The following is a 23,888-nucleotide window of genomic DNA, read 5'->3' on the forward strand; positions in this document are numbered from 1 at the left end:
CCCAGGCGACGCCGACTGGGACGTCGGGGTCCCTGAGGTCTCCAGCCGCGAAACCGTCAACCAGGCCAGAGAAGCCCAGGTCAGAATCCGCGAAAAACAGCGCGTCGGCGTGTGATCCCGATCCGGCGGATCGCCATGAGCCAGGGCCCGATCGTCGAGATCGGGCCCTTCGCCTGCGCGGCGTGACCGGAGTCGGGGCGTCAGGCGCCGACGAGCAGGCGGCTGTGCCTGCCGCCGACCAGCTTCACGCCGCGGATGACGAGGACACAGGCGAGGCAGATGAGCGCGGTCAGAGCGAGCACATTGGCCACGCTGGCCTGAAGGGTGAGATCGCCGCGCGCCGCGAAGATCCGCAGCGTTGCGATGAAATAGCCGTGCAGGAAGAAGATGCCGAAGGAGTATTTCGCCAGGAGGTCGATCGCCGGGGCGCGGAACCCCGCCGTTCGCGAGGCCACGACGAAGAGGCAGAGCAGCATGACGAGCTTGAGCGGATACTGCGCCGCGTCCGGCGCCGCCACCGAGACCGGGACCAGGACGACCAGGATCGCGAGCGCGGGCGCCCAGACGGAGGCTCGCTGGCTGAGCGCGCCGATCGCTGTGTTGTAGCGCGCGCAGCACATCCCGATCAGGAACACCGGCAGGTAATGCGCGGCGGCGAGCGGCGGGTTGGCATTGACTTCCGGCCGGGTGAGGATCGTCACGCCGAGCAGCAGGCTCATCGGGATCGCGACGGCGTAGCGCCATCCGGCGCCGTCGATCCCGCGGATGACCGGGGTCGCCGCGTAGATGACGAAGATCATCGGAACGAACCACAGCGCCCCGAGGTGCAGCCCGGTCAGCAGCAGGTAGACGGGGAGCAGGAGATCCGGAACGCCGCTCAGATCGACGTGCCCGTGCTGCTTGTCCCCCACCACGTAGATCAGCAGCGCCGGTATCGAGATCAGCGCGTAGGGCACCAGGACATTGACCACCCGGCGGGCCATGAAGGCGCGATAGGGCTCGCGCAGCGACAGGTGCCGGAACAGGAAACCGGCGGCGAAGGTGAAGACGATGTTCACCTCGTCCAGATTGACCGGGAACGGGCTGCCCGGGACCGGCGGCAGGGCGTTCACCACATGCGTCATGACGACGAGAATGGCCGCGAAGGCCCGGATCTGCTGGATGGAATAGATCAAGCGGCGGAACTCCGCGCGAAGGGCTCTCTCGCGCGGCCGGCGGACAAAGGGCGATCGAAAGACGATCATTTCGCATCCGCGAACGACAACGCAGATGCAGCATAGTCGAGGAGCCCGCCGGCCACAATCACCACGCCGACAGGCCAGCCGTGATTTGCTGACGCCGGGCCCCCGGCGCGCCCTTCAGTGCGCGCCGATCCGCAGAATGCCTTGCACGGATTCGACCGGAACCGGCTCGAGACCGCAATCGACGCCCTCGATCGCGGCGCCGGTATGGATGTCGAAACGGGCGCCATGCGCGGTGCACATCAGCTTCGCGCCGTCCGCCGACAGGAGCCGCTCGCCCCGGTAGTTGAGCGGCAGGTACTGGTGCGGGCAGACGTTCACATAGGCGCGCCAGGTCTCGCCCGCGCGCAGGACGAGCAGCGGGAAGGCGCCCTTCCCGGTCTCGACGGTCAGGGCGCGAACGCCCGTCACCTCATCTTCGCGGCAGATCGGCGTGCCGGGCGCGGGGGCGGTGCTGTAATCGGTCCAGCTCATCGGTAACGCCGGCCCCGCCGCGAAGCGGGGCCGATCCCTCACTCGGCCGCTTCGGCGCTGAGCACGCCGCGGCGGATCTGGTCTTCTTCGATCGATTCGAAGAGCGCCTTGAAATTGCCCTCACCGAAGCCGTCGTCGCCCTTGCGCTGGATGAACTCGAAGAAGATCGGGCCGATGACGGTCTTCGAGAAGATCTGCAGCAGGATCCGCGTCTCGCCGCCGCCGACCACGCCTTCGCCGTCGATCAGGATGCCGTGCTTCTTCATGCGCTCGATCGGCTCCTCGTGGCCTTTCACGCGGCGATGCGACATCTCGTAGTAGATGTCGGGCGGTCCGGGCATGAATTCCATGCCCGCCTCAGCGATCCGGTCGGTGCCGGCGTAGATGTCCTCGCTCGCGATCGCGATATGCTGGATGCCTTCGCCCTTGTATTCCTTGAGGTATTCCTCGATCTGGCTGTGGTCATCGGTCGATTCGTTGATCGGGATGCGGATCTTGCCATCCGGCGAGGTCAGCGCGCGGCTGACGAGGCCGGTCTGCTTGCCCTTGATGTCGAAGTACTTGATCTCGCGGAAATTGAACGTGTCGTGGTAGAACCGGTACCACGTATCCATGTTGCCGCGGATCACGTTATGGGTCAGGTGGTCGAGGTAGTAGAAGCCGAAACCCTCGGGCCTCGGGTTGGCCTCGCCCAGCCAGTCGTAATCGGCCTCGTAGCAGCTTCCCGCGTCGCCGTAGCGATCGATGAAATAGAGCAGCGACCCGCCGATCCCGTAAACCGCCGGCGCGTCGATCGACTTGCCACCGCCCGTGTACTCCTCCGCACCGAGGTCGAGCGCGCGCCGCAGCGCGGCTTTCGCATCGACGACGCGCCAGGCCATCGCCGGGGCGCAGGGCCCATGCTCCTCGACGAAACCGGCGCCGTGGCTGCCCGGCTCCGCGTTCAGGAGGTAGTTGATGTCGCCCTGCCGGTAGAGGGTGATGTTCTTCGTCTTGTGCTTCGCGACCGGGGTGAAGCCCATCTCGCGGAAGATCCGGTCGAGTTTCTCCGGTTCGGGATGAGCGTATTCCACGAATTCGAACCCGTCGGTTCCGGCGGGATTGGCCTTGCTGATCGTGGCCTTGGGGGCGTTGTGCGGGAACGGGCCCATGCGATCCTCCTTGATGCTTCTTCCGTCGCGATGAGGCATCGTGACAGGCAATCCCCGCATGAGGCTTGCAAAACGCGTGTCCGATCCGGCAATCTCGCACGAAACCCGCATGATTTTGGCATATGGCGCGCGAAATGGACCTCGACAGCTTCGATATCGCATTGCTCACCGCCTTGCAGCGGGACGGATCGCTCACCAACGCCGCGCTGGCGGGGATCGTCAATCTCTCGGCCTCGCAATGCTCGCGCCGGCGGGCGGCGCTGGAACAGGCGGGCGTGATCGAAGGCTATGCCGCGCGGCTGAGCGCCACGAAGCTCGGCTACGGGTTCCGCGCGATCATGCGGGTGAACCTGTCCGGCCATGGCCAGGGAATCGAAGACGAATTCGCCCGCTTCGTCGCCAAGCACCCGCAGATCCGTTCCGCCTTCTCCGTCTCGGGCGACGCCGATTACGTCCTCGACATCCGGGCGCGCGATCTCGACGCCTTCGCGGATTTCGTCCATCGCCACCTGCTGCCGCATCCGAGGGTCGCGCAGGTCCGCTCGGAGATCGTGCTGAAGACATTGAAGGACGAGCGCGGGATCGGCCCGCTCTGAGGCCGGAGCGAAGCTCGACGTCTCCTCAATCCCCGAACCCCGGCAGTGGGTGGAGGAGGCCCTCGGCCCGGCACGTCTCCCAGAACTCCGCCGGAATCTCCTCCTCGTAAGCCGCGAGGGTCGAGCCGACCTTCTCCGGTGTCTGGGTCGACCACAGGACGGAGAGCGTCGCGGGCACCATCAGGCCGAAACGGATCAGCGCCCCGGTCTCGCTCACGCCGAATTCCGCGCGGATCTCGGCGAGCCGGGCGCGAAACGGCGCGTTCGCTTCCCCGAACCAGGCGCCGTTGCCGAAGGGCGAGGCGGCGAGGACCCCGATCCCCCGCGCCGCGCAGGCTTCGAGCACCGGCGCCGCGCCCGCGTGATCGCCGAGCGAGAAGCCGCCGGCGAAGAGCAGCATGTCGATGTCGAAACGCTCGATGAAGGCCATGGCGATCGCCGGCGTGTTCGCACCGACGCCGACCAAGCGGACGAGACCCTCCTCGCGCATACGGACGAGCTCCGCGCCACCGGTTGCGAGCGCGGCCTCGAGCCCGCCGGGGCAGATCGAGAGTCCGTGCATATAGGCGACATCGGCCGAGGGGATGCCGATGCGGTGCAGCGAGGTCTCGAAGGAATGCCGGATCGCCGGGGCGGAATAGTCGCAGATCGGCGCGAAACCCGCGTGGAAGGGATAATGCCGCGTGACCGCCTCGCGCCCGCCGAACGGGTCGAGATCGACGCCGACCTTGGTCGACAGGATGTAGTCGGCGCGATCCTTCCAGACCAGCGCCGCGCCGAGCCGCCGCTCGCAGAGGCCGCTGCCGTAATAGGGGGCGGTGTCGAAATGGCGCACACCCGCGTCCCAGGCGGCCCCGGCCACCGCGCGCGCCCGCGCATCGCCCTCGGGCCCGTCCATCTCGCTCCACCGCGAGGTGCCGAGCGCGAGTTCGGTGAAGGCGAGATCCGCGCGCGGATGGCGGCGGGTCGGAAGGGTCTCGGTCATCACGGGGCTCCTGCCGGTTGGGTGCCTCCCTTCCTACGGCGTTCGGCGCGGCGAAGCGACTCGCGTGCCGCGGGCGGGCCGGCTCCGCGCGGGTCGCGCTCGCGGGGGTGGTACCGCTGCGCGCGGAGGTCGAAATCGCGCGGCGCATAGCGGCGTTGCACCGCGCGGGGGTTGCACAAGGGTGGCTTCGTCGGTGAACTGGCGCGATGAAATGTCAGCGACTGCGACCCTTCCGACCGCGCGGCCGGGAGGGGCGGAATGTGAGGACCCGATGAACCAGCCCGCCGCCGCGCAAGCCCTCGATCCCGAGGCCACGGCGCTACCGGACCCAACGCTGCCCGACCCGCCGTTGCCCGACCCGCCGTTGCCCGACCCGGCGGCGCCGCGGCCCGGCGTGGCCGACGCCGAGGCGCTCGCGCGTCACGAGGCGCTGGTGCGCGAGGATCTCGCGCGGCTCGGCCTGCCGGCGCGGGCCTGGACCGAACCGCGGAGCTTCGACGGGCGGCCCATGCCCGATGTGGTGGTGATCGGCGGCGGGCAGTTCGGCATCGGCGTCGCCGGGGCCCTGAAGCTGCGCGGGATCGCCAACCTCCTGGTGCTCGACCGCGCGCCGGAAGGGCGGGAGGGCCCCTGGGTCACCTATGCCCGGATGCCGACGCTGCGCTCGCCGAAAACGCTGCCGGGGCTCTCCTTCGGCATCCCGTCGCTGACCTTCGAATCCTGGTACCGCGCCGCCTACGGCGCCGGGGCCTGGGCGGTGCTCTACAAGGTCCATAATGACACCTGGCAGGATTACATCCTCTGGGTCCGCCGCATGCTCGACCTGCCGGTGCGCAACGGAACAGAGGTGCGCGGCCTCGTTCCCCATGCCGACCGGGTCGAGCTCGTGCTCGCCGACGGGACGCACCTCGCAGCGAAACGCGTCGTGGTCGCGACCGGACGCGGCGGGACCGGCGGCTGGGTGCCGGTGCCGGGCGTCGCCGGGGATCTGTTCCCCGATCTCGCGGCGCATACGATGGACGAGATCGACTTCGCGCGGCTCGCGGGCAAGCGGATCGCGGTGATCGGCGTCGGTGCCTCGGCCTGGGACAACGCGGCGACGGCGATGGAGGCGGGCGCGACCGAGGTCGTGATGTTCGCCCGGCGCCAGGCGATGCCGCAGCTGAACAAGGGCCGGGCCTCGACCGGCATCGGCTATTTCGAGGGCTGGCAGAGCCTGCCCGACGCCGACCGCTGGCGGCTCGGCGTCTATCTCGACGACATGCAGTCGCCACCGCCGCATGAGACGGTGCACCGCGCCCTCGCCCGGCCCGGCGTCTCGGTCCATTTCTCGACGCGCATCCGGTCGGTCATCCGCGCCGACGGCGGAGTTCGGTCGGCGGTTCGCGCCGACGGCGGGGTCCGGATCGAGGTCGAGAACGGACCTTCGGGCGACTACGACTTCCTGATCCTCGGCACCGGCTTCCGCGTCGATCTCGCGCATGAGCCGCTGTTCGCGGCGGTACATGACCGCGTGGCGCTCTGGCAGGATCGCTACACCCCGCCGCCGGAACTCGCGCGGCCGCATCTCGGGCGCTTCCCCTATCTCGGCGAGGCCTTCGAGCTGCTGCCGAAGGCGGGCGAGGCCGGAGACCTGGCCCGCATCCATGTCTTCAACATGGCGAGCTGGCTCAGCGCCGGGACGCTCGCCGCGGATGTGCCGACGCTCGAAATCGGCCCCGACAGGGTGGCCGCCGGCGTGACCGCGCGACTCTTCGCCGAGGATTTCGAGCCGATCTTCGCCCGCCTCGGTGCCTGGGAGGAAGAGCACGAGCTCAAGGGCACCGCCTTCTACGCGCCCGAGCACGTGAACTCGACCGCCCGCTGACTTCACCCGCCCGCTAATTCACCCGCCCGCTAATTCACCGAGGGAGACCCGCCCATGACGCTCACTCATCTCACCCGCCGCGGTTTCGCCGGCCTCGCGCTCGCGGCCGCGCTCGGAACGCTGACGCCGGCCCTCGCCCAGGATGGCGAGCCCGTGCTGATCGGGGTCTCCGGCCCGCTGACCGGGCCCCAGGCGCAATATGGCGAACTCTGGAAACAGGGGTTCGATCTCGCGCTGGAAAAGATCAACGCCGAGGGCGGGATCAACGGGCGCCCGCTCGCCTACCAGTTCGAGGACAGTCAGAACGATCCGCGACAGACCGTTGCCATCGCTCAGAAATTCATCTCGGACCCGAACATCGTCGTCGAGGTCGGCGATTTCTCCTCCACCGCCTCGATGGCCGCTTCGCCGCTCTACCAGCGCGGCGGGCTGGTGCAGTTCGGCTTCACCAATTCGCATCCCGATTTCACCAAGACCGGCGACTACATGTGGTCGAGTTCGATCTCGCAGAGCCAGGAGCAGGAACTGCTCGCCGAATACGCGGTCGGCAAGCTCGGGCTGAAAAAGATCGGCGTGCTGCATCTCAACACCGACTGGGGCACCACGGCGAAGAACATCTTCATCGAGGAAGCGGGCGAACGCGGCGCCGAGGTGGTGGCGGCCGAAGGCTATCTGCCCGACGAGAAGGATTTCCGCGCCACGCTCACCCGGGTCAAGGCGGCCAATCCCGACGGGCTCATGCTCGAGAGCTACTATTCGGACGGCGCCCTGATCGTGCGCCAGATCCGCGAACTCGGCATCGACCTGCCGATCGTGGCGACCGGCTCGGTCTATTCGCCCGACTTTCTCAATCTCGCGGGCGACGCGGCCGAGGGCGTGCATACGGCGGCCTATTTCACACCGGTCTCGCCCCGGCCCGAGGTGCAGACCTTCATCAAGGACTTCGCGGAGCAGTACGGGCAGGAGCCAAACAATTTCAATGCGATGGCCTTCGATACGATAAATATCCTCGCGGAAGTGATGCGCCGCTATGGCTCCACGCGCGAGGAGATCAAGGCGGGGCTGGGCGAGATCGCCGATCTGCCCTCGGTGCTCTTCCCCGAGGTGAGCTTCGATCCGGAGACACGCCGGGTCATGGGGCTCGAAGCGACCGACCTGATCGTGAAGGACGGCACCTTCCAGCTCTACGAATAAACCCCGATCCCGCCCGGAGCACGGCCCGGGCGGCCCGACGGAGACGCATATGGACGCGGTCCTCTCCCTTCCCTGGTTCGACTTCACCGTCTCGGGCCTGGTTCTCGGCTCGATCTACGCGCTGATGGCGGTCGGCCTCGCGCTGATCTTCGGCGTGGCCAATCTGATCAACTTCGCCCATGGCGCGGTCTTCACGGTCGGGGCCTATGTCGGCTGGACCTGCGCGGTCGCGCTCGGCCTGCCGCTCTGGACGACGGTGCTCCTCGTCGCGCTCGCGGGCGCCCTGGTCGGCGCGCTGATCGAGGTGGTGGCGATCCGGCCGCTCAACCGGCAGTCGCGGATCGCACCCTTGCTCGCCACGATCGGCGTCGGGCTGATCCTCGATCAGATCGTCCATATCACCTTCGGCGCCAATCCGCGTCCGCTGCCCGTGCCGCTGCCCGACTGGCGGATCAGCGTCGGACAGGGCTCGATCGGGCCGATCGACATCACGATCTTCCTCACGGGCGTGATCGCCGCCGCCGCGCTTTACGCGTTCCTCTTCCACACCAGGCTCGGCATGGCGGTGCGCGCCACCGCGCAGGACGACGACGCGGCGAAGCAGATGGGCGTCAACATCCACGCGGTGAACATGACGGTCTTCGGCATCGCGGGCGCGCTCGGCGCGATCGCGGGGCTGCTGGTCGGGATCTACTACAATTCGATCGACCCCAATACCTCGTTCCAGATCATGCTGAAGGGCATGGTCGCGATCGTGATCGGCGGTATGACCAATGTGCCGGGCGCGATCGGCGGCGGGCTGATCCTCGGGCTGATCGAGAGCTACGGCATCGCGCTCTTCGGGGCGAGCTACCGCAACCTCTTCGCCTTCTCGGTCCTGCTCCTGATGCTGCTCGTGAAGCCGAACGGGCTCTTCGCGCGCGGACGCGAACGGCAGGCGGAGCCGATGACCGGCTCCTTCGTCACCCAGTCGACACCGATCCGCCTGCCCCGCTGGGCGCTCGTGGCGGGGGTGGTGATCGCGGCGCTGGTGCCGCTCGCGGGCCAGCCCTATTTCACCCAGGTCATGACCAACGCGCTGCTCTACGCGCTCGCGGCCATCTCGCTCACGCTGATCGCGGGCACGGTCGGGCTCATCTCCATCGGTCAGGCGGCGCTGCTCGCGATCGGCGCCTATGCCTCGGGGCTCCTGACCATCGCCGGGCTTCCGGTCGCGCTCGGCCTCGTCGTCGGCGCGACGCTGACCGCGCTGATCGGCACCGCGCTCGCCTATCCGGCCTTCCGGCTGCGCGGGCATTACGTCGCCATCGGCACGCTTGCGATCGGCGAGATCGTGGCGCTGGTGATCCTGAACTGGACCTCTGTGACCAATGGCTCGCTCGGTGTCTTCGGCATTCCTCCGCTCGAAATCCTCGGGCTGCCGCTCTATGGCACCAATGCGATGTACTGGTTCGTGCTGGTCCTCGTCATCGCCTTCTGCCTGATGCAGACCCGGCTGCTCTCCTCGCATCTCGGCCGCACATGGCGGGCGATCCGCGAGGATACGATCGCCGCCGAGACCTATGGCGTCGCCTCGAACTACTACAAGGGGCTCGCCTTCGGCTTCGCGGGCTTCACGGCGGGGCTCGCGGGCGCGATCACCGCGCATCAGTTCAGCTACATCAATTTCGACACGTTCAACCTGCTGACCTCGGTCCTGATCCTGACCATCGTCATCCTCGGCGGGCTCGGCAATGTGACGGGTGCGGTCATCGCCGCCGTCCTCGTCGCCGGGCTGCCGGAGATGTTCCGCGTGCTCGCCGAATACCGGATGCTGTTCTACGGGCTGGCGCTGGTCCTGCTGATCCGGTTCCGGCCGCAGGGCCTCATGGGGAGTGGCTGAGATGAGCGCGGAAGCACTGCTCAGCGCCACCGGCATCACCCGGCGGTTCGGCGGCATCACCGCCGTCGATGGCGTGGACCTTCATGTCCGGGAGGGCGAGTTCCTCTCGGTTATCGGGCCGAACGGCGCGGGGAAGACCACGCTCTTCAACCTCATCTCCGGGCAGGACCGGATGGACGCGGGCCGCGTCACGCTCGAAGGCCGCGACATCACCAATTTCCGCCCGCACCGGATGGCGGAGATCGGCGTCGCACGGACCTTCCAGCACGGCCGGGTCTTCGGCAACCTCACGGTCATGGACAATGTGCTCATCGGCTGCCACACGCGGCTGCGCGCGGCGCGGCCCCGGACGCCGGTCGTGGCACCGGTGCTGGAGATCCTGCGCGCGCTCGTCCGGCCGGCGGCGGTCCGCGAGGAGGAGGCGGCGATGCGGGCCGAGGCGCGCGAGATCATCGCGACCTTCGGCGACCGGCTCACACCCCGGCTTGACCAGCCGACCTATTCGCTTTCCTACGCGAACCGCCGCCGGGTCGAGATCGCCCGCGCGCTGGCGCTGCGTCCGCGCATCCTGATCCTCGACGAGCCGACGGCGGGCATGAACGAGAGCGAGACGGCGGAGATGCAGGGGATCATCGGGGAGTTGAAGGCTGAGGGCCGGACGATCCTCTTGATCGAGCACAAGCTCAACATGGTGATGGCGCTCTCCGACCGGGTGATGGCGATGGACAATGGCAAGGTCATCTCCGAGGGCACGCCCCGCGAGGTGCGCGAGGACCCGAAGGTGATCGAGGCCTATCTTGGCCATTCGACCATCGGCGGGGACGCGCCCGCGGCCGGAAGCCTGATGCCCGAGCCCGGACCCGCGGAGGCCGCGCGATGAAGCCCTTGCTGCGGATCGAGAAGATCAACTCCTTCTACGGCCCCGTACAGGTCCATTTCGACGTGTCGATGAGCGTGCCGGAGGGTGCGATCGTCTGCCTGCTCGGCGGCAATGCCTCGGGCAAGTCCACGACGATGAAGGCGATCCTCGGGCTGCAGGTGCCAAGATCGGGTCATATCTATCTCGAGGACGAGGAGATTACCGGCTGGCCCACCCCCCGGATCGTTCGGGCGGGCATCTCCACCGTGCCGGAGGCCCGCCGCCTCTTCGGCGAGATGACGGTGCGGGAGAACCTGCTGATGGGCGCCTATGTCCGGAGCGACAAGGGCGAGATCGAGGCGGATTACGACCGCGTGCTCGGCCTCTTCCCTCGGCTGAGGGAGCGGCTCCGGCAGAAGGCCGGCACCATGTCGGGCGGCGAGCAGCAGATGGTGGCGATGGCCCGCGCGCTGATGGGCCGGCCGAAGCTCATCTGCATGGACGAGCCGACGATGGGCCTCTCGCCGCTCTTCGTCGACCGGGTGCTGGAACTGATCGCGACGGTGAACGGAACCGGGGTCTCGGTCTTCATGGTGGAGCAGAACGCCTCGATGGCGCTCCGGATCGCGGACTACGGCTATGTGCTCCAGAGCGGCCGCATCGTGCTCGAAGGCCCGGCGAAGCAGCTTCTCGCCGATCCCCGGATTCGCAGCGCCTATCTCGGGGAGGCCGTGTCCTGAGGCACACCGGCCTAAGGTGAGTCGGGCCGAGGCGGGTCGGACCGAGGTCCGCCGGGCCGGCCCGCGTCAAGAAACCGGCGCGAGATCCCCACGACGCTCTCGTGCCGGGGCGCGTTCTGGCCGATCGACAGCATCTCGGCCTCGCCGAGCCGCGCCAGGGCGGGATGGGCGTCGCGTAGTTCCGCGAGCCCCGTCACCGTCGCCTCGGCCAGCGTGGCGACCACGTCGGGCCGCGTGCGCGCCGATGTGACGAGCGTCGCCGTCGTGGCGAAGGTCGGGATCGCGGTGCTGACGCCGGCATAGGTGCCGGACGGGATCTCCACGCGGCGGAAATAGCTGTTCGCCGCGACCAGCCGGTCGGTCCGCGCCTCGGAAACGGGAACGAGCGTCGCGCCGCAGGCGGCGACCATCTCCTCCACGGTCAGGTTCGGATGCGCGACGATGAAGACCGCCGCGTCGATCTCGCCGGCGCAGAGCGCGCGCGCCGTGTCGGACATCGGCGTATCGGCGACATAGGCGAAATCCGCCTCGGTCCATCCCATCGCGGCCATCACCACGCCCATGGTCGCCCGCCCGCCCGATCCCGCCGGGCCGAAGCTCACCCGCTTGCCGAGGATGCCGCCGAAGGACAGGATCTCGGCGCCGGGCCGCGCGACGATGGTGAAGGGCTCGGGGAACAGGCGAAGCACCGACCGCAGCTCCCAGTCCGGCCCCGTTTCCGTGAAGACGGCGGTGCCCCTGACGGCGTGCGATTCCCAATCCGACTGGACGATCGCGAAGGTTCTCACGCCGCTCCGGACATCGCGCAGGTTCTCGATCGATCCGTCCGAGGGTTCGGTGAGGCAACGGATGCCGGTCTCCCAGCGCCGCTCGTTCACCAGATCGCAGATCGCGCCGCCAGCGACGTAATAGACGCCGGTTTTGCCGCCCGTGCCGATCGAGATCAGCACCTGATCGATCGCGGCCACCGGCCCCGCGGAGCCGAGCGCCACGGCGAGGCTTGCGAGGCCGAGGCGGAGATCGTTCCACCACCGGCAGTTCCTTCTCCCGTGGGTCATGCGGGGAATCCGGCGCCGATCGTCTTCCTGAGCCTCCTGCTCTAGCAGCCGTGCGCGCCGCTGCCAAGCGCGGCCGGGCGTGCCGCGAGAACACCTCCGATGTTGATCTCGGCGCCCGCGTCCGGGGATACTCGGTCGAGGCAGGCACAAGGCACGGACTCCCAAGAACCGATGGAAAGCTATCAACGACTTGTGGACGTCATCGCGCTGCAGAACCTGCGCATGCGTCTCGAATTCTGGCTGCTGACCGAGGTTCTGGTCTGGTCGACGCTCGGGCAGGTCGCGGCCATCGCCGTCTGTCTCGTCGCAGCCCATGTCGCCGCGGTGCCCCTGCGCGCGCGGCTCGCCGGTTTCATAGACCGGCGGGGGAACGGGACCCCGACGCTGCGCGCGCTCCTGGTCTCGGCGCATTCGATCATCCGCTCCGTCGTCGCCTTCGCCTTCCTCGCCATGGCCAACGCGGTGGCGGCGCGGTTCGGCTGGCCGAACCTTCTGCTCAGCACGGCGACGAACCTGATCGGCGCCTGGATCGTCATCCGGCTTCTCGCCGGGCTCATCCGGAACGACTTCTGGGCGCGGGTCGTCGCACTTCTCGCCTTCGGGGTCGCCACGCTCAACATCCTCGGGCTGCTCGGGCCCGCCATCGTCTGGCTCGACCAGCTCGACTTCCGGCTCGGCGACACCAGCGTCTCGGCGCTCGACCTCCTTCGCGCCGCGTTCGAACTCGCGGTCCTGCTCTGGCTCGCGGTCGTCGTCGCGCGGCTGCTCGAGACGCGGGTGACCCGCGCGCCGAACCTGACGCCCTCGCTCCGCGTCCTGACCGCGAAGCTCATCCGCTTCTCGCTGATCGGTCTCGCCCTCGTCGTCGCGCTCACGAGCACGGGGATCGACCTCACCGCCTTCGCGCTCTTCACCGGCGCGCTCGGCGTCGGCATCGGCTTCGGGCTGCAGAAGCCGATCTCGAACATCATCAGCGGCCTGATCCTGCTCTTCGACCGGTCCATCAAGCCGGGCGACGTGATCGAACTCACCGACCCCGGCGACCATCAGAAACTCCTCTTCGGCTGGGTCACGGCGCTCAACGCCCGCTATGTCTCGCTCACCACGCGGGACGGGACCGAGTGGCTGGTGCCGAACGAGGACCTGATCAGCCGGCGCGTCATCAACTGGTCCTACAGCCACAACCGGCTGCGGCTGCTGACCCCGATCTCGGTCAGCTTCGACTCCGACGTGCCGCTGGCGATGCGGCTCATCGAGGAGGCCGCGCTCGAGACCAGGCGCGTCATGAAGCATCCGCAGCCGGTCTGCCGGCTGATGAGCTTCGGCGACAGCACGGTCAATCTCGAGATGCGGTTCTGGATCGACGATCCGGCCAATGGCGTGATCAATGTGCGAAGCGCGGTCCTGCTCGCGATCTGGGAGAAGTTCCGCGCCAACGGCATCCGCACGCCGCTGGCGCACCGCGATCTGCTGATCAAGCCGACCTCGGAACTCAGGGTTCGCTTCGAGCGCGAACGGCCGGAGGGCGCGCGGTCGGAGGGAGAGGGACCCGGACGGCCGGAGGACGAGGTGGCCGAACGGCCCGGGGGCGAACAGCCGGGGATGGCCTGAGCGGCGGCCGGCGGAGACCCGCCACCACCCGCGCCATCGCTAACGGCGAGTATTGCGCTCTTGCGATACTCGTTTCGCGCATGCACAATCGCCCCTGCCGGGCTTTCGTGTCGCGCCCCGGCACGTACGATTCGGAGTACCGAGTTTTGAAAGTAGCGGTTGTACACTACTGGCTCGTCGGCGTGCGTGGCGGGGAGCGCGTCCTCGAACAGATCCTGACCTGCTTTCCCGAAGCCGATGTCTTCACGCATGTCTTCGATCCCTCGGCGGTCTCGCCGCTGATCCGCGACCGGCGCGTGACGGAGAGCTTCATCGGCAAATTTCCCGGTGCCAGAAAGCACTACCAGAAATACCTCCAGTTCATGCCGAGGGCGCTCGAGGAACTCGATGTCTCGGACTACGATCTGGTCCTGTCCTCGGAATCCGGCCCTGCGAAAGGCGTCATCGCCGGACCCGAGGCGCGGCACCTGTGCTACTGCCACAGCCCGATGCGCTACATCTACGATCACTACCCCGCCTACAGCGCCCCGCTCGGGCGGCTGAAGCGGGCCTATTTCTCGCATCTCGCCCATCGGCTCAGGATGTGGGATTTCGTGTCGGCGGCGCGGGTCGACCGGTTCGTCGCCAATTCGAGCTTCGTCAGGGCGCGGATCCGCCGCGTCTATGGCAGGGACGCGGATGTGATCCATCCGCCGGTCGATCTCGAAACCTATTCGCCCATCCCGGCGCCCGGACGGGACTACTACCTCTGCGTGTCGGAACTCGTCGGCTACAAGCGGGTCGATCTCGCCATCGAGGCGGTTCGCGGCACCAACCGCGTCCTCCGCGTCGTCGGCGATGGCGAGGCGGCGGAGGCGCTGCGCCGGAACGCGCCGGCCAATGTCGAGTTCCTCGGCCGCGTCGAAGCCGACCGGATGCGCGAGATCTATGGCTCCGCGAAGGCCCTGCTCTTCCCCGGGGAGGAGGATTTCGGCATCGTTCCCGTCGAGGCGATGGCCTGCGGCACGCCGGTGATCGCCTATGGGTCGGGCGGCGCGCGCGACAGCGTGCGCGACGGCGTGACCGGCCTCTTCTTCGACGAGCAGAGCGCCCCCGCAATGCGGACGGCGATCGATCGTTTCGAGGCGATGGATTTTCCGGTCGAGCCGATCGCACGGCACGCCCAGGGCTTCTCGCCCGAGAACTTCCGTCACCAGTTCACCGCCGCGGTGGGCCGGATGATGGAGGAGGCCCGGTGAACGATCTGCCCGACACCCGTTCCGGATCGCCCTCCGCGAGCTTTTCAACGGCCTCCGGCTGGCCTCCTGATGGAGATCGAGACATGAACGCACGGATGGCCCCGCCCTCCCATGAATGGTCGAAGCCCATGAACCCGGCCGAGGACGACGACCGGGTCCAGATGGCCAGCCTCTTCGGGGCGATCCGGCGCCGCGTCTGGATGATCGTGATCGGCATGGTCCTCGGCGCCATCCTGCTCTTCGCGGCGGCCGGACAGATCACCCCGGTCTATACCGCGACGGGACAGGTGATGCTGAATCCGCGGGACACGCGCGTCGTGACCGAGGGCGAGGTGGTGCCGAACCTCCAGCTGAACGACCTCGTCATCAACAGCGAACTCAGCATCATCCAGTCGAATGTGGTGCGCGACGCGGTGGTCTCCGACCTCGGCCTCCAGCGGCTGGCGCCGCTGCTCACGCCCGAGGAGCTCGCGGTCGCGACCCGGGCCGACCTGCCCCGGCGTCTGTCGGACGCGCTCGCGAACATCGTGTCGGTGCGCCGGGAGGACCAGTCCTATGTGCTCTCGATCGCCGCGGTCACCACCGATCCGGTGCTCTCCGCCGATATCGTGAACGCGGTCCTGCGCGCCTATACCGAGATGCAGCTCTCCGACCGCGTCTCGACCGCGCGCCTCTCCGCCAGCTGGCTCGAAAACCGCACGGCGGGACTCCGCGCCCAAGTCGAGACCGCCGAGCGCGACGTCGAGCAATACCGGGGCGAACGGCTGGTCGAGGATGGCGGCAGCGTCGAGGCGGCCTCCCAGCAGCTCACCGATCTCAACGCGCAGCTCGCCGAGGCGCGGGCCGCGACCCGGCTCGCCGAGGCGCGTTACGATCAGTTGAGCGCGGTGATCCGGGACGGCGGACGCGCCGCCGCGCTCGACATCATCCAGACGCCGCTGGTGCTGAACCTGCGCGGCCAGCGTTCCGAACTCAGCCGCGAGGCCGCCGAGATCGAGAGCCGTTACAGCGGCGACCATCCGGACCTGCGCCGGCTCCAGGTCGAACTGGCGCAGATCGATTCCGAGCTGAAACAGGAGGTCAACAACACGCTGAGCGCCTATCGCAACGATCTGGAAGTGGCGCGGCGGAGCGAAAGCGCGACCGCCGAGAGCCTCACGGCGCTCGAGCAGCGGATTCTCCAGATGTCGCAGTCGGCGATCACGCTGCGCCAGCTGGAGCGCGAGGCGGAGGTGCTGCGCGGCACCTACGAGGAACTGGCCTCGCGTCTCGAGGAAACCCGGACCCAGGTCGCGGTGCAGCAGTCCGACAGCAAGATCATCGCGAGCGCGCTCGCGCCGCACCGGCCATCCTTCCCGCGCGTGCCCCTGCTCACGGCGCTCGGCGGCGTGCTCGGGGCGAGCCTCGCGCTGGCGCTGGTCTTGATCTCGGAACTGTCGCGCTCCGGTTTCCGGACCGCCGGCCAGCTGCAGTCGGGAACCGGGCTCCCGGTGTTCGAGGCCCTGTCCGAGCAACGCTGGCGCTCGCCCAAGGCGGTCCTCGCCGAGCTTCGCAAGGCGCCGCACGGGCGTTTCGCGGAGCAGTCGCGCAAGATCATCCAGTTCCTGAACCGGCCGGGCTCCGCACCGCGCAGCATCGCGATCACCTCGTCGCTCGCCGACGAGGGCAAGAGCACGCTCGCCGTGGCGCTGGCCCATACCCAGGCTGATCTCGGCAGATCGGTGGTGCTGGTCGATTGCGACCTGCGCAACAGCTCGCCGCGCAAGCTCTGGCAGGCGAAGCCGGGGCGCGATCTCAGGAGCGTCCTCGTCGGGACCTGCTCGGTCTCCGATGCGATCCAGCGCGATACCACGCTCAATTGCGACGTGCTCTGCGCCGCCAGCCAGCCCGACGGCGACCACTTCGCCTCGAAGCTCCTGACCCCCGAACGGATCGCCGAGCTGCTTTCGGACCTGAAGGGGCGCTACGAGATCATCGTGATCGACACGCCGCCGGCGCATCTGGTCGCGGAAACGCTGTCGATCGCCGCCGCCGCCGATGCCACGCTCTACGCCGTGCGCTGGGAACGGACGCCGCGCAAGATCGTGGAGCACAACATCGACGCCCTGCGCACCATGGGCGCGCGGGTCTCCGGTTTCGTCCTGACCCGCGTCTCCAAACGCGCGCTCGAAGGGGCGCACACCTACGGCTGACGCCCCGATCCGGGGGCTGCGGAAAACGCCGCCGCCGGACCTTCCCGTCGAATTCCAAGTTTGAGTAGCAAGTCCCCATGACCCAAGCCACAGCGCCCCAGGCGACAGCGCCCCAGCACGCAAAGTCCCGGGAGACGACACCGCGCATCGCCGTCGTCATCGCCTCGCTGGGACGGCCCGAGAACATCGCGGCCCTGCTCGACCGCCTCGCGCATCAGACGCTCCGGCCGAGCCAGGTCATCCTGTCCATGGAGACGGCGGCTGATGCCCCTGCCCCGCGCGACACGCCGTTCCCGCTGGAACGCGTCTTCGGGCCGCGCGGCATGACGGTTCAGCGCAATCGCGGCCTCGATCTTCTGGCGCCGAATATGGAGGTCGTCGTCTTCTACGACGATGATTTCGTTCCCTCCCGCCACGCGCTCGCCGGCATGGCCGCCTTCTTCGCGCGGTATCCGGATGTCGCCGGCGCCCACGGCCTCGTGATCGAGGATGGCGTCACCGGGCCGGGGATCGCGCCCGGCCAGGCCCGCGCGATCATGGACGAGGCCGACACCGCCGGGCCACTCGACGGTTTCACGATCATGCGCGAGGTTCCCGGCCTCTATGGCTGCAACATGGCCTATCGCACTGCCAGCATCCAGGGCATCCGCTTCGACGAGGGCCTGCCGCTCTATGCCTGGCTGGAGGATCTCGACTTCGGCGGCCGGATCGCGGGCAGGCTCGTGCACACGGATGCGTTCCAGGGCGTGCATTGCGGCGAGAAACGCGGACGCGAGAGGAACGGTCAGCGCCTCGGCTACAGCCAGATCTGCAACCCGGTCTACATGGCGCGGAAAGGCAGCATCTCGCTGTCGGTCGCGGCCCGGCAGATCGTTCGCAACGTGCTCGCCAATCACGTCAGGATCTTCTCGCCGGAGCCCTGGGTCGACCGCCGCGGCCGTGTGACCGGCAACTGGATCGCCTTCGGGGATCTGCTGCGCGGCCGCGCCGATCCGAGGCGCATTCTCGAACTCTGATCCGGACGCGCCGAGGGCGGCGAGATCCACTCGCCGCCCCCGTCTCGTTCCCCTTCCGCACCGCGACCCGAAGGCCGCGGGGGTGTCATGTCGGAGGTCATGCCTCCGGAACGGCGGGCCTCTCCCCGGGCACGTCCTCGGGCGCCGGCGCTTCCGAGCGGGCCGCCTTGCTCCGGCGCTCGACGAGGAAGTAGAGCACCACGCCGATGACGACCGCGTAGACCGTCGACTTCGGATCGGGCATGGCGAGCACCACCGCGACGATCCCGGCCACGCCGCGCTCGGTCGAGGTCCGGAGCTGCTCGATCCCGACCATGACGCAAATGTAGCCGGTCAGGACCAGGGTCAGCGACAGCGCGATCGGCAGCACCGGCTTGAAGATCGTGACGAGCGGCAGGATGAAGAGCGCGAGAAAGCCGAAGATCCAGAAGGTGCCGCCGCCCGAGAAGATCGACTGCATCGCCGTCCGGTCACGACCGTAGCGTTCGGCGACCGTCGCATGAACCGGCGTCCAGAGCGGACCGGCGAGACCGGGCCAGGGAGCGAGCACGGCGTGGAGCGCGTTGCGGATCGCGGTGACGAGGTGGACACGGCCAACGCTGTCGTCGATCTTTTCGTCGGTGCGGATGTGATCCACGCGCTCGGTCAGCGTGTTGCCGACGATGATGTCCCCGAAGGCGATGACATAGGCGATGAGCGCGGTGGGGATCGCGAGCAGGAAGACGTCGATCCCGGGCAGTCCCACGGAGAGCATGCTGAACTGCGACAGGGCGCCGAAATCGGGCTGGGTGATGCCCCATTCGATCTCCGGGATCGGATATTCGCCGATCGTCCAGCCGATGACCATCGCGACGAGCATGGCCGGCACCATCCCGAAATCGCCGATCCGCTTGGCGAGCGGGTGACGCGCCATCACATCCTTGAACGACAGCGAGAACAGCAGGTAGAAGGCGATCAGCGCGCCGATGATGAGCGAGACCGGCGTGGCCTCGATCCGGCCGCCTTCCTTCAACTCGCCCATCAGCGCCGCGATGCCCGCGCCGATGATGATCCCGGATTTCAGCGAGTTCGGGATGAGATCGACCAGCTTCGCGCCGAGCCCGGTGACCCCGAACAGGACGAAGATGAAGCAGACGATGAGCTGCAGGGCGATCATCGCCTGAACCGCCTCGGGGCCCGGCGCGAAACCGCCGAGGAAGAGCAGCGTCACCGGGATCGCCGGGGTGATCCAGCCGGGGACCAGCGGAACGCCGAGCAGCGCGGGCAGCATGAAGCCGATGCCGCAGATGAAGCAGCCGGCGAGCGCCGCCTCATAGGGCATGCCGAGATACTGCTGCAGCAGGGGGATCATCCCGAGCGAGACGACGAACATGATGAGTGCCTGCGCCGCCTCCGGAACCTCGATCCGGTAGTGAACGAGCGGGAGCCTGATCTTGAACGGACCGGCGGGCCAGTAGGGCTGTTCGGCCCCTTCCTCGCGGACATAGATCTGCATTCAGGGAATCCTCCTCTGTTCAACAACTTCCGGTGATGTCTCGGGGTTTGGGCTGGCCCGGTCGGACCAGGATGCGACCGGGCCGGGCCGTCAGGTTGTGGCCCGGGGGTGATGGCCCGGTCCGGCCGGGCCATCAGGTCTCAGGCTTGGATCTCAGCCCCGGAAATCAGGCGGCGCGGACGTAGCTGCCGGGCGCCGGCTCGATCGGGGTGAGCTTGCCGTTGTCGGGGTCGTGGGCGGGCACCTTGCGACCCGGGCTGTGGCTCGCGATCCATTTCGCCCAGTGCGGCCACCACGATCCCTCGTGCTTCTCGGCGCCGGCGATCCATTCCCGCGGGTCCTCTGGGTAGTCGGAGCCGGTCCAGAAGCCGTATTTCGGCCGCTTGGCCGGAGGGTTCATGACGCCCGCGATATGGCCCGATCCGCCAAGAACGAAGGTCGTGTCGCCGCCGAGCAGCCGGGTCGTCGGATAGATCGACGGCCAGGGCGCGATGTGATCGTCCTTCGTCGCCAGCACGTAGAAGGGAATGTCGATCTTGCCGACATCGATCGGAACGCCGTCCATCGTCAGATGCCCGGGCTTGCGCAACCCGTTCTCGATATAGATCTTCTCGAGATACCAGAGCAGCATCGCCGCGGGCAGGCGCGTGCTGTCGCCGTTCCAGTAGAGCAGATCGAAGGCCGGCGGCTTGCGGCCCATCAGGTAGTTCATCACATGGAACGACCAGATGAGGTCGTTCTCGCGGATCATCGAGAACATGTCCTGGAGGTGGTGGTTCTCCAGATAGCCCTTCTCGGCCATGTGATCGCGCAGCACCTTGAGCCGGTCGCGGTCGATGAAGACACCGATCTCGCCCACGTCGGTGAAGTCGATCATGGTCGCGAAGGTCGTCGCGGTCTTGACCCGCTTGTCCTCCTTCGCCGCCATGTAGGCGAGCGTCGCGGTGACGAGAATGCCGCCGATGCAGAAGCCGAGGATGTCGAATTCCTGCTCGCCGGTCTGCTCCTCCATCTTGTCGAGCGCGGTGAGCGGCCCGAGGCGCATGTAGTCCTCGAAGCTCATGGCCGCGTGTTCCTTCGACGGATTGACCCACGAGATCAGGAAGACGCTGTGCCCCTGTTCGAGCATGTAGCGCACCATGCTGTTCTCGGGCTTCATGTCGAAGATATAGTATTTGTTGATCCAGGGCGGCACGAAGAGCAGCGGCCGCTTGTACTGCGTCTTGGTCAGCGGCCTGTAGTGGATGAGCTGCATCAGCTCGTTCTGGTAGACGACCTCGCCCGGCGTGGTCGCGAGGTCGCGGCCGACCTCGAAGGCGGCGCGGTCGGTCATGTTGATGTCGAGCCGTCCGTCGCCGCGCTCGAGATCCTCGACGAGGTTGCGGAAGCCGGAGAGCAGGCTGCGGCCCTCGGTCTCCAGGAAGCGTTCGCGCGCGGCCGGATTGAGCGCGAGGTAGTTGCTGGGCGCGAGCGCGCTCATGAGCTGGCGCGTGTAGAAGCGCACCCTGAGGCTGTCCTTGTCACCGTTCGGCAGGGTCTGGATCAGCTGTTCGGCGGCGCGCTCGACCGCGAGATGCACGTCGCGCAGGCCGCGGCTGAGCGGATCGCTGGTCCAGCGCTCGTCGCGGAAGCGCCGGTCCTTGCTGTCCTCGCCGTCGGTCGACCATGCCTTGAGCCAGGCCTGCGTGCTCTCGACCATGAGATCCATCTGGAACTTCGCGAGCGCGTAGGGGTCGCGGGCCAGCTGCATGCCGGAGCGCGCATAGGCCTGCGCGATGGTTCCCGCGTCGAGGACCGAGAACTCCTGCCCCGTCGCCTTGGCCACGGCATTCGCCGCGCTGCGCTGCGCGAGGGTCTGGGCCCGCGTCATCAGGTCGACGAACTCCGCCGTCTGTTCGGCGATCTGTGTCTGGTCCATCTCAATTCCTCCCTCTTGTCTCAGGCGCCTCGGCCCTCGGCGTCGGCGATCAGCTTGCTTTCGCGAGGCGCCGGGCCGCCGAGGTCACCTTCACGATCGCCTCGCCTTCCACGACGACCGTATCACCGACCGTGCAGACCGTCCGCAAGGTCACACGCGCGCGCTCCGGTACGATGTCTTTCACGGTCACGGTCGCCTGCACAGTATCTCCGGGCCGCACGGGGGCAAGAAAGTTCATCCCTTGTGAAATATAGACCGTTCCCGGCCCGGGCAAACGGTTCGCGATCGCGGCCGAGATCGTGCTGGCGGTCAGGAAGCCATGGGCGATTCGGCCGCCGAAGGGGGTCGTCTTCGCGAATTCCTCGTTGATGTGGATCGCGTTGTTGTCGCCCGAGGCACCGGCGAAGAGGATGATGTCGGCCTCGGTGATCGTCTTGGAGAAGGCGGCGGACATGCCCGGCTGAAGATCCTCGACGTCGTATCCGTTCAGTTCGTTCATGGTCTTTCCTCCGTTGGGGAATGGGTTCGTGTCTGGCGGGACCCGGGCGCGCGTGCTCGCGGGGGGCCCCGAGGAAGTCAGGCCTCGACCAGCAGGTCGGCGGCGGGGAGATCGAGGATCGCCTCGGTGCCCGCCGTCGCAACGTCGCGGCAGGCGCGGGCACGCGGGAGGACATGCGAGGCATAGACCCGCGCGAGCCGGAGCTTGGCCCGGAGGTGTCCGCTGTCCTGCCCGGCCTCGATCCGGGCCGAGGCCGCGCGCGCCGCGTCGGCCATCACCCAGGCGCCGGCGCAGAGTCCGAAGACCTCCAGCACGTTGCTCGCCGAGGCGAGGGCGGTCTTCGGCTCCTGCGCGAGAAGCCAGGCGACCGTCTCCTCGATGAGATCGGCCGCCTCGCTCGCGAGCGCGGCGCTCTCGCCGCCGGCATTCGCCGTCGCACGCATCTCGTCCACCAACTCGCCCGCCGCCGCGCCGCCGTCGCGCAGGATCTTGCGTCCGACGAGGTCCAGCGCCTGGATGCCGGTCGTCCCCTCGTAGATCGTGGTGATCCGGGCGTCGCGCAGATGCTGGGCGGCGCCGGTCTCCTCGACATAGCCCATGCCGCCATGGACCTGCACGCCGAGCGAAGCGGTCTCGACCGACATCTCCGTGGCCCAGCCCTTGACGATCGGGATCAGGAGATCGACCCGGCGCTGGTGCGCGGCGCGGAGCGCGGCGTCCTCGGAGCGCGTCGCGAAATCGAGCGAGCGGGCGGCGCGCAGCGCCACGCCGCGGGCTGCGTCGGTCCGCGCCCGCATCACCGCGAGCATCCGGCGCACGTCCGGATGGCCGATGATCGTCTCGCCATTGGCGCCGTCCGCGGGCTTGCCCTGCCGGCGCTCCATCGCATAGGCGACGGCGGTCTGGGTCGCGTGTTCGGAGACGCCGATGCCCTGGATGCCGACATTGAGCCGGGCGTTGTTCATCATCGCGAACATGTATTCGAGACCGCGGTTGGGCTCGCCGACGAGATAGCCGGTGGCGCCGCCCTCGTCGCCGAAGGCGAGCGTGCAGGTCGGGCTCGCATGGATGCCGAGCTTGTGCTCGATCGAGACGCAGCGCACGTCGTTGCGCTGGCCGAGCGAGCCGTCGGCGTTGACGAGGAACTTCGGCACCACGAAGAGCGAGATCCCCTTCACGCCCGAAGGCGCGTCGGGCAGGCGCGCGAGCACCAGATGGACGATGTTCTCGGCGAGGTCGTGTTCGCCATAGGTGATGAAGATCTTCTGGCCGGAGACCAGATAGTGGTCCCCTTCCGGCACCGCCTTGCTCCGGACCGCCGCGAGGTCGGAGCCGGCCTGCGGCTCGGTCAGGTTCATCGTGCCGGTCCATTCACCGGTCACGAGCTTCGGCAGATAGGCATGTTTCAGGTCGTCCGAAGCATAGCCCTCGATCGCCTCGATGGCGCCCTGGGTCAGCATCGGGCAGAGCTGGAAGGCCATGTTGGCGCCCTGGAACATCTCCTGGACGCAGGCATTCACCACCTGCGGCAGGCCCATGCCGCCATGTTCCGGATCGGCCGCGGGGCTGTTCCAGCCCATCTCGACCAGCGTCTGATAGGCGGGTTTCCATTCCGCGGGCGTCGTCACCTCGCCATCGGCGAACTTCAGGCCAGCGAGATCGCCGGCGCGGTTCATCGGCGCGAGCACCTGGCCCGCGTATTTCGCGGCTTCCTCCAGAATGGCGCGGACCATGTCGGGCGTGGCGTCTTCGAGGCCGGGCAGCGCGGCGACGCCTTCGAGATCGCAGAGATCCTCGAGAACGAAGATCATGTCCTGCACGGGAGCGTTGTAGGTCATTGACTGTTTCCTGGCTCAAGCTTCGCGGTCGGGA

General features: G+C 68.0%; 19 protein-coding genes. 10 read left to right on the forward strand and 9 right to left on the reverse strand.

The window, feature by feature from the left end:
- Nucleotides 1-200: 200 nt before the first annotated feature.
- From ACLJK8_RS14905 to hppD, 3 genes are all read right to left on the reverse strand, one after another.
- Complete coding sequence (locus ACLJK8_RS14905) at nucleotides 201-1,175, reverse strand: acyltransferase family protein (protein WP_413151108.1); 975 nt, start codon at nucleotides 1,173-1,175, stop codon at nucleotides 201-203.
- A 183-nt stretch (nucleotides 1,176-1,358) separates the two neighbouring features.
- Nucleotides 1,359-1,715 (reverse strand): Rieske (2Fe-2S) protein, encoded by a 357-nt coding sequence (locus tag ACLJK8_RS14910; protein ID WP_413151109.1) that lies wholly within the window; start codon nucleotides 1,713-1,715, stop codon nucleotides 1,359-1,361.
- Between the two features lie 38 nt (nucleotides 1,716-1,753).
- Complete coding sequence (hppD, locus tag ACLJK8_RS14915) at nucleotides 1,754-2,866, reverse strand: 4-hydroxyphenylpyruvate dioxygenase (RefSeq protein ID WP_413151110.1); 1,113 nt, start codon at nucleotides 2,864-2,866, stop codon at nucleotides 1,754-1,756.
- 122 nt (nucleotides 2,867-2,988) lie between these two features.
- Here hppD and ACLJK8_RS14920 point away from each other — a divergent pair, with 122 nt between their 5' ends.
- Nucleotides 2,989-3,462, forward strand: a complete 474-nt coding sequence (locus tag ACLJK8_RS14920; RefSeq protein ID WP_413151111.1) for an Lrp/AsnC family transcriptional regulator — start codon at nucleotides 2,989-2,991, stop codon at nucleotides 3,460-3,462.
- A gap of 25 nt (nucleotides 3,463-3,487) precedes the next feature.
- On the opposite strand, the gene ACLJK8_RS14925 is transcribed toward ACLJK8_RS14920, so the two are convergent.
- Nucleotides 3,488-4,447, reverse strand: coding sequence for an aldo/keto reductase (locus ACLJK8_RS14925; RefSeq protein ID WP_413151112.1), 960 nt, complete (start codon nucleotides 4,445-4,447; stop codon nucleotides 3,488-3,490).
- Between the two features lie 271 nt (nucleotides 4,448-4,718).
- On the opposite strand from ACLJK8_RS14925, the gene ACLJK8_RS14930 reads away from it, so the two are divergent.
- The 5 genes from ACLJK8_RS14930 to ACLJK8_RS14950 are packed head-to-tail and all read left to right on the forward strand — an operon-like array spanning nucleotide 4,719 to nucleotide 10,989.
- Complete coding sequence (locus ACLJK8_RS14930) at nucleotides 4,719-6,314, forward strand: NAD(P)-binding domain-containing protein (RefSeq protein ID WP_413151113.1); 1,596 nt, start codon at nucleotides 4,719-4,721, stop codon at nucleotides 6,312-6,314.
- 54 nt (nucleotides 6,315-6,368) lie between these two features.
- On the forward strand, nucleotides 6,369-7,508 hold the full coding sequence (locus ACLJK8_RS14935) for an ABC transporter substrate-binding protein (protein WP_413151114.1): 1,140 nt from the start codon (nucleotides 6,369-6,371) through the stop codon (nucleotides 7,506-7,508).
- Between the two features lie 49 nt (nucleotides 7,509-7,557).
- On the forward strand, nucleotides 7,558-9,390 hold the full coding sequence (locus tag ACLJK8_RS14940; RefSeq protein WP_413151115.1) for an ABC transporter permease: 1,833 nt from the start codon (nucleotides 7,558-7,560) through the stop codon (nucleotides 9,388-9,390).
- Between the two features lies 1 nt (nucleotide 9,391).
- A complete protein-coding gene (locus ACLJK8_RS14945) occupies nucleotides 9,392-10,270 on the forward strand; it encodes an ABC transporter ATP-binding protein (protein WP_413151116.1) in 879 nt (292 codons plus the stop codon).
- A complete protein-coding gene (locus tag ACLJK8_RS14950; protein ID WP_413151118.1) occupies nucleotides 10,267-10,989 on the forward strand; it encodes an ABC transporter ATP-binding protein in 723 nt (240 codons plus the stop codon). Before ACLJK8_RS14945 ends, ACLJK8_RS14950 begins: the two co-directional genes overlap by 4 nt.
- Nucleotides 10,990-11,000: 11 nt before the next feature.
- Here the strand turns inward: ACLJK8_RS14950 and ACLJK8_RS14955 are convergent, their stop codons facing one another.
- Nucleotides 11,001-12,047, reverse strand: coding sequence for a TAXI family TRAP transporter solute-binding subunit (locus tag ACLJK8_RS14955; RefSeq protein WP_413151120.1), 1,047 nt, complete (start codon nucleotides 12,045-12,047; stop codon nucleotides 11,001-11,003).
- Nucleotides 12,048-12,218: 171 nt separating this feature from the next.
- Here ACLJK8_RS14955 and ACLJK8_RS14960 point away from each other — a divergent pair, with 171 nt between their 5' ends.
- The 4 genes from ACLJK8_RS14960 to ACLJK8_RS14975 all read left to right on the forward strand — a co-directional run bounded on the left by ACLJK8_RS14960 (nucleotide 12,219) and on the right by ACLJK8_RS14975 (nucleotide 18,104).
- The gene (locus ACLJK8_RS14960; RefSeq protein ID WP_413151121.1) at nucleotides 12,219-13,658 is read left to right on the forward strand and encodes a mechanosensitive ion channel family protein; all 1,440 of its coding nucleotides are present in this window, start codon (nucleotides 12,219-12,221) and stop codon (nucleotides 13,656-13,658) included.
- Between the two features lie 146 nt (nucleotides 13,659-13,804).
- Nucleotides 13,805-14,896 carry a glycosyltransferase gene (locus ACLJK8_RS14965; RefSeq protein ID WP_413151123.1) on the forward strand — a complete coding sequence of 364 codons (1,092 nt, stop codon included), beginning with the start codon at nucleotides 13,805-13,807 and terminating at the stop codon, nucleotides 14,894-14,896.
- Between the two features lie 83 nt (nucleotides 14,897-14,979).
- Nucleotides 14,980-17,088 carry a GumC family protein gene (locus ACLJK8_RS14970; RefSeq protein WP_413151125.1) on the forward strand — a complete coding sequence of 703 codons (2,109 nt, stop codon included), beginning with the start codon at nucleotides 14,980-14,982 and terminating at the stop codon, nucleotides 17,086-17,088.
- Nucleotides 17,089-17,165: 77 nt separating this feature from the next.
- Nucleotides 17,166-18,104 carry a glycosyltransferase family 2 protein gene (locus tag ACLJK8_RS14975; RefSeq protein WP_413151127.1) on the forward strand — a complete coding sequence of 313 codons (939 nt, stop codon included), beginning with the start codon at nucleotides 17,166-17,168 and terminating at the stop codon, nucleotides 18,102-18,104.
- A 97-nt stretch (nucleotides 18,105-18,201) separates the two neighbouring features.
- Here the strand turns inward: ACLJK8_RS14975 and ACLJK8_RS14980 are convergent, their stop codons facing one another.
- The 4 genes from ACLJK8_RS14980 to ACLJK8_RS14995 form a co-directional block, all read right to left on the reverse strand.
- Entirely contained in the window at nucleotides 18,202-19,599 is a 1,398-nt protein-coding gene (locus tag ACLJK8_RS14980; RefSeq protein WP_413151129.1) for a solute carrier family 23 protein, read from the reverse strand.
- A gap of 166 nt (nucleotides 19,600-19,765) precedes the next feature.
- Nucleotides 19,766-21,517 (reverse strand): class I poly(R)-hydroxyalkanoic acid synthase, encoded by a 1,752-nt coding sequence (gene phaC / locus ACLJK8_RS14985; RefSeq protein ID WP_413151131.1) that lies wholly within the window; start codon nucleotides 21,515-21,517, stop codon nucleotides 19,766-19,768.
- Between the two features lie 49 nt (nucleotides 21,518-21,566).
- The gene (locus ACLJK8_RS14990) at nucleotides 21,567-22,016 is read right to left on the reverse strand and encodes a MaoC family dehydratase (RefSeq protein WP_413151133.1); all 450 of its coding nucleotides are present in this window, start codon (nucleotides 22,014-22,016) and stop codon (nucleotides 21,567-21,569) included.
- Between the two features lie 77 nt (nucleotides 22,017-22,093).
- A complete protein-coding gene (locus tag ACLJK8_RS14995; protein WP_413151134.1) occupies nucleotides 22,094-23,854 on the reverse strand; it encodes an acyl-CoA dehydrogenase in 1,761 nt (586 codons plus the stop codon).
- Between the last annotated feature and the right edge of the window lie 34 nt (nucleotides 23,855-23,888).

The sequence above is a fragment of the Amaricoccus sp. W119 genome (assembly GCF_047275745.1).
Taxonomy (GTDB): Bacteria; Pseudomonadota; Alphaproteobacteria; order Rhodobacterales; family Rhodobacteraceae; genus Amaricoccus.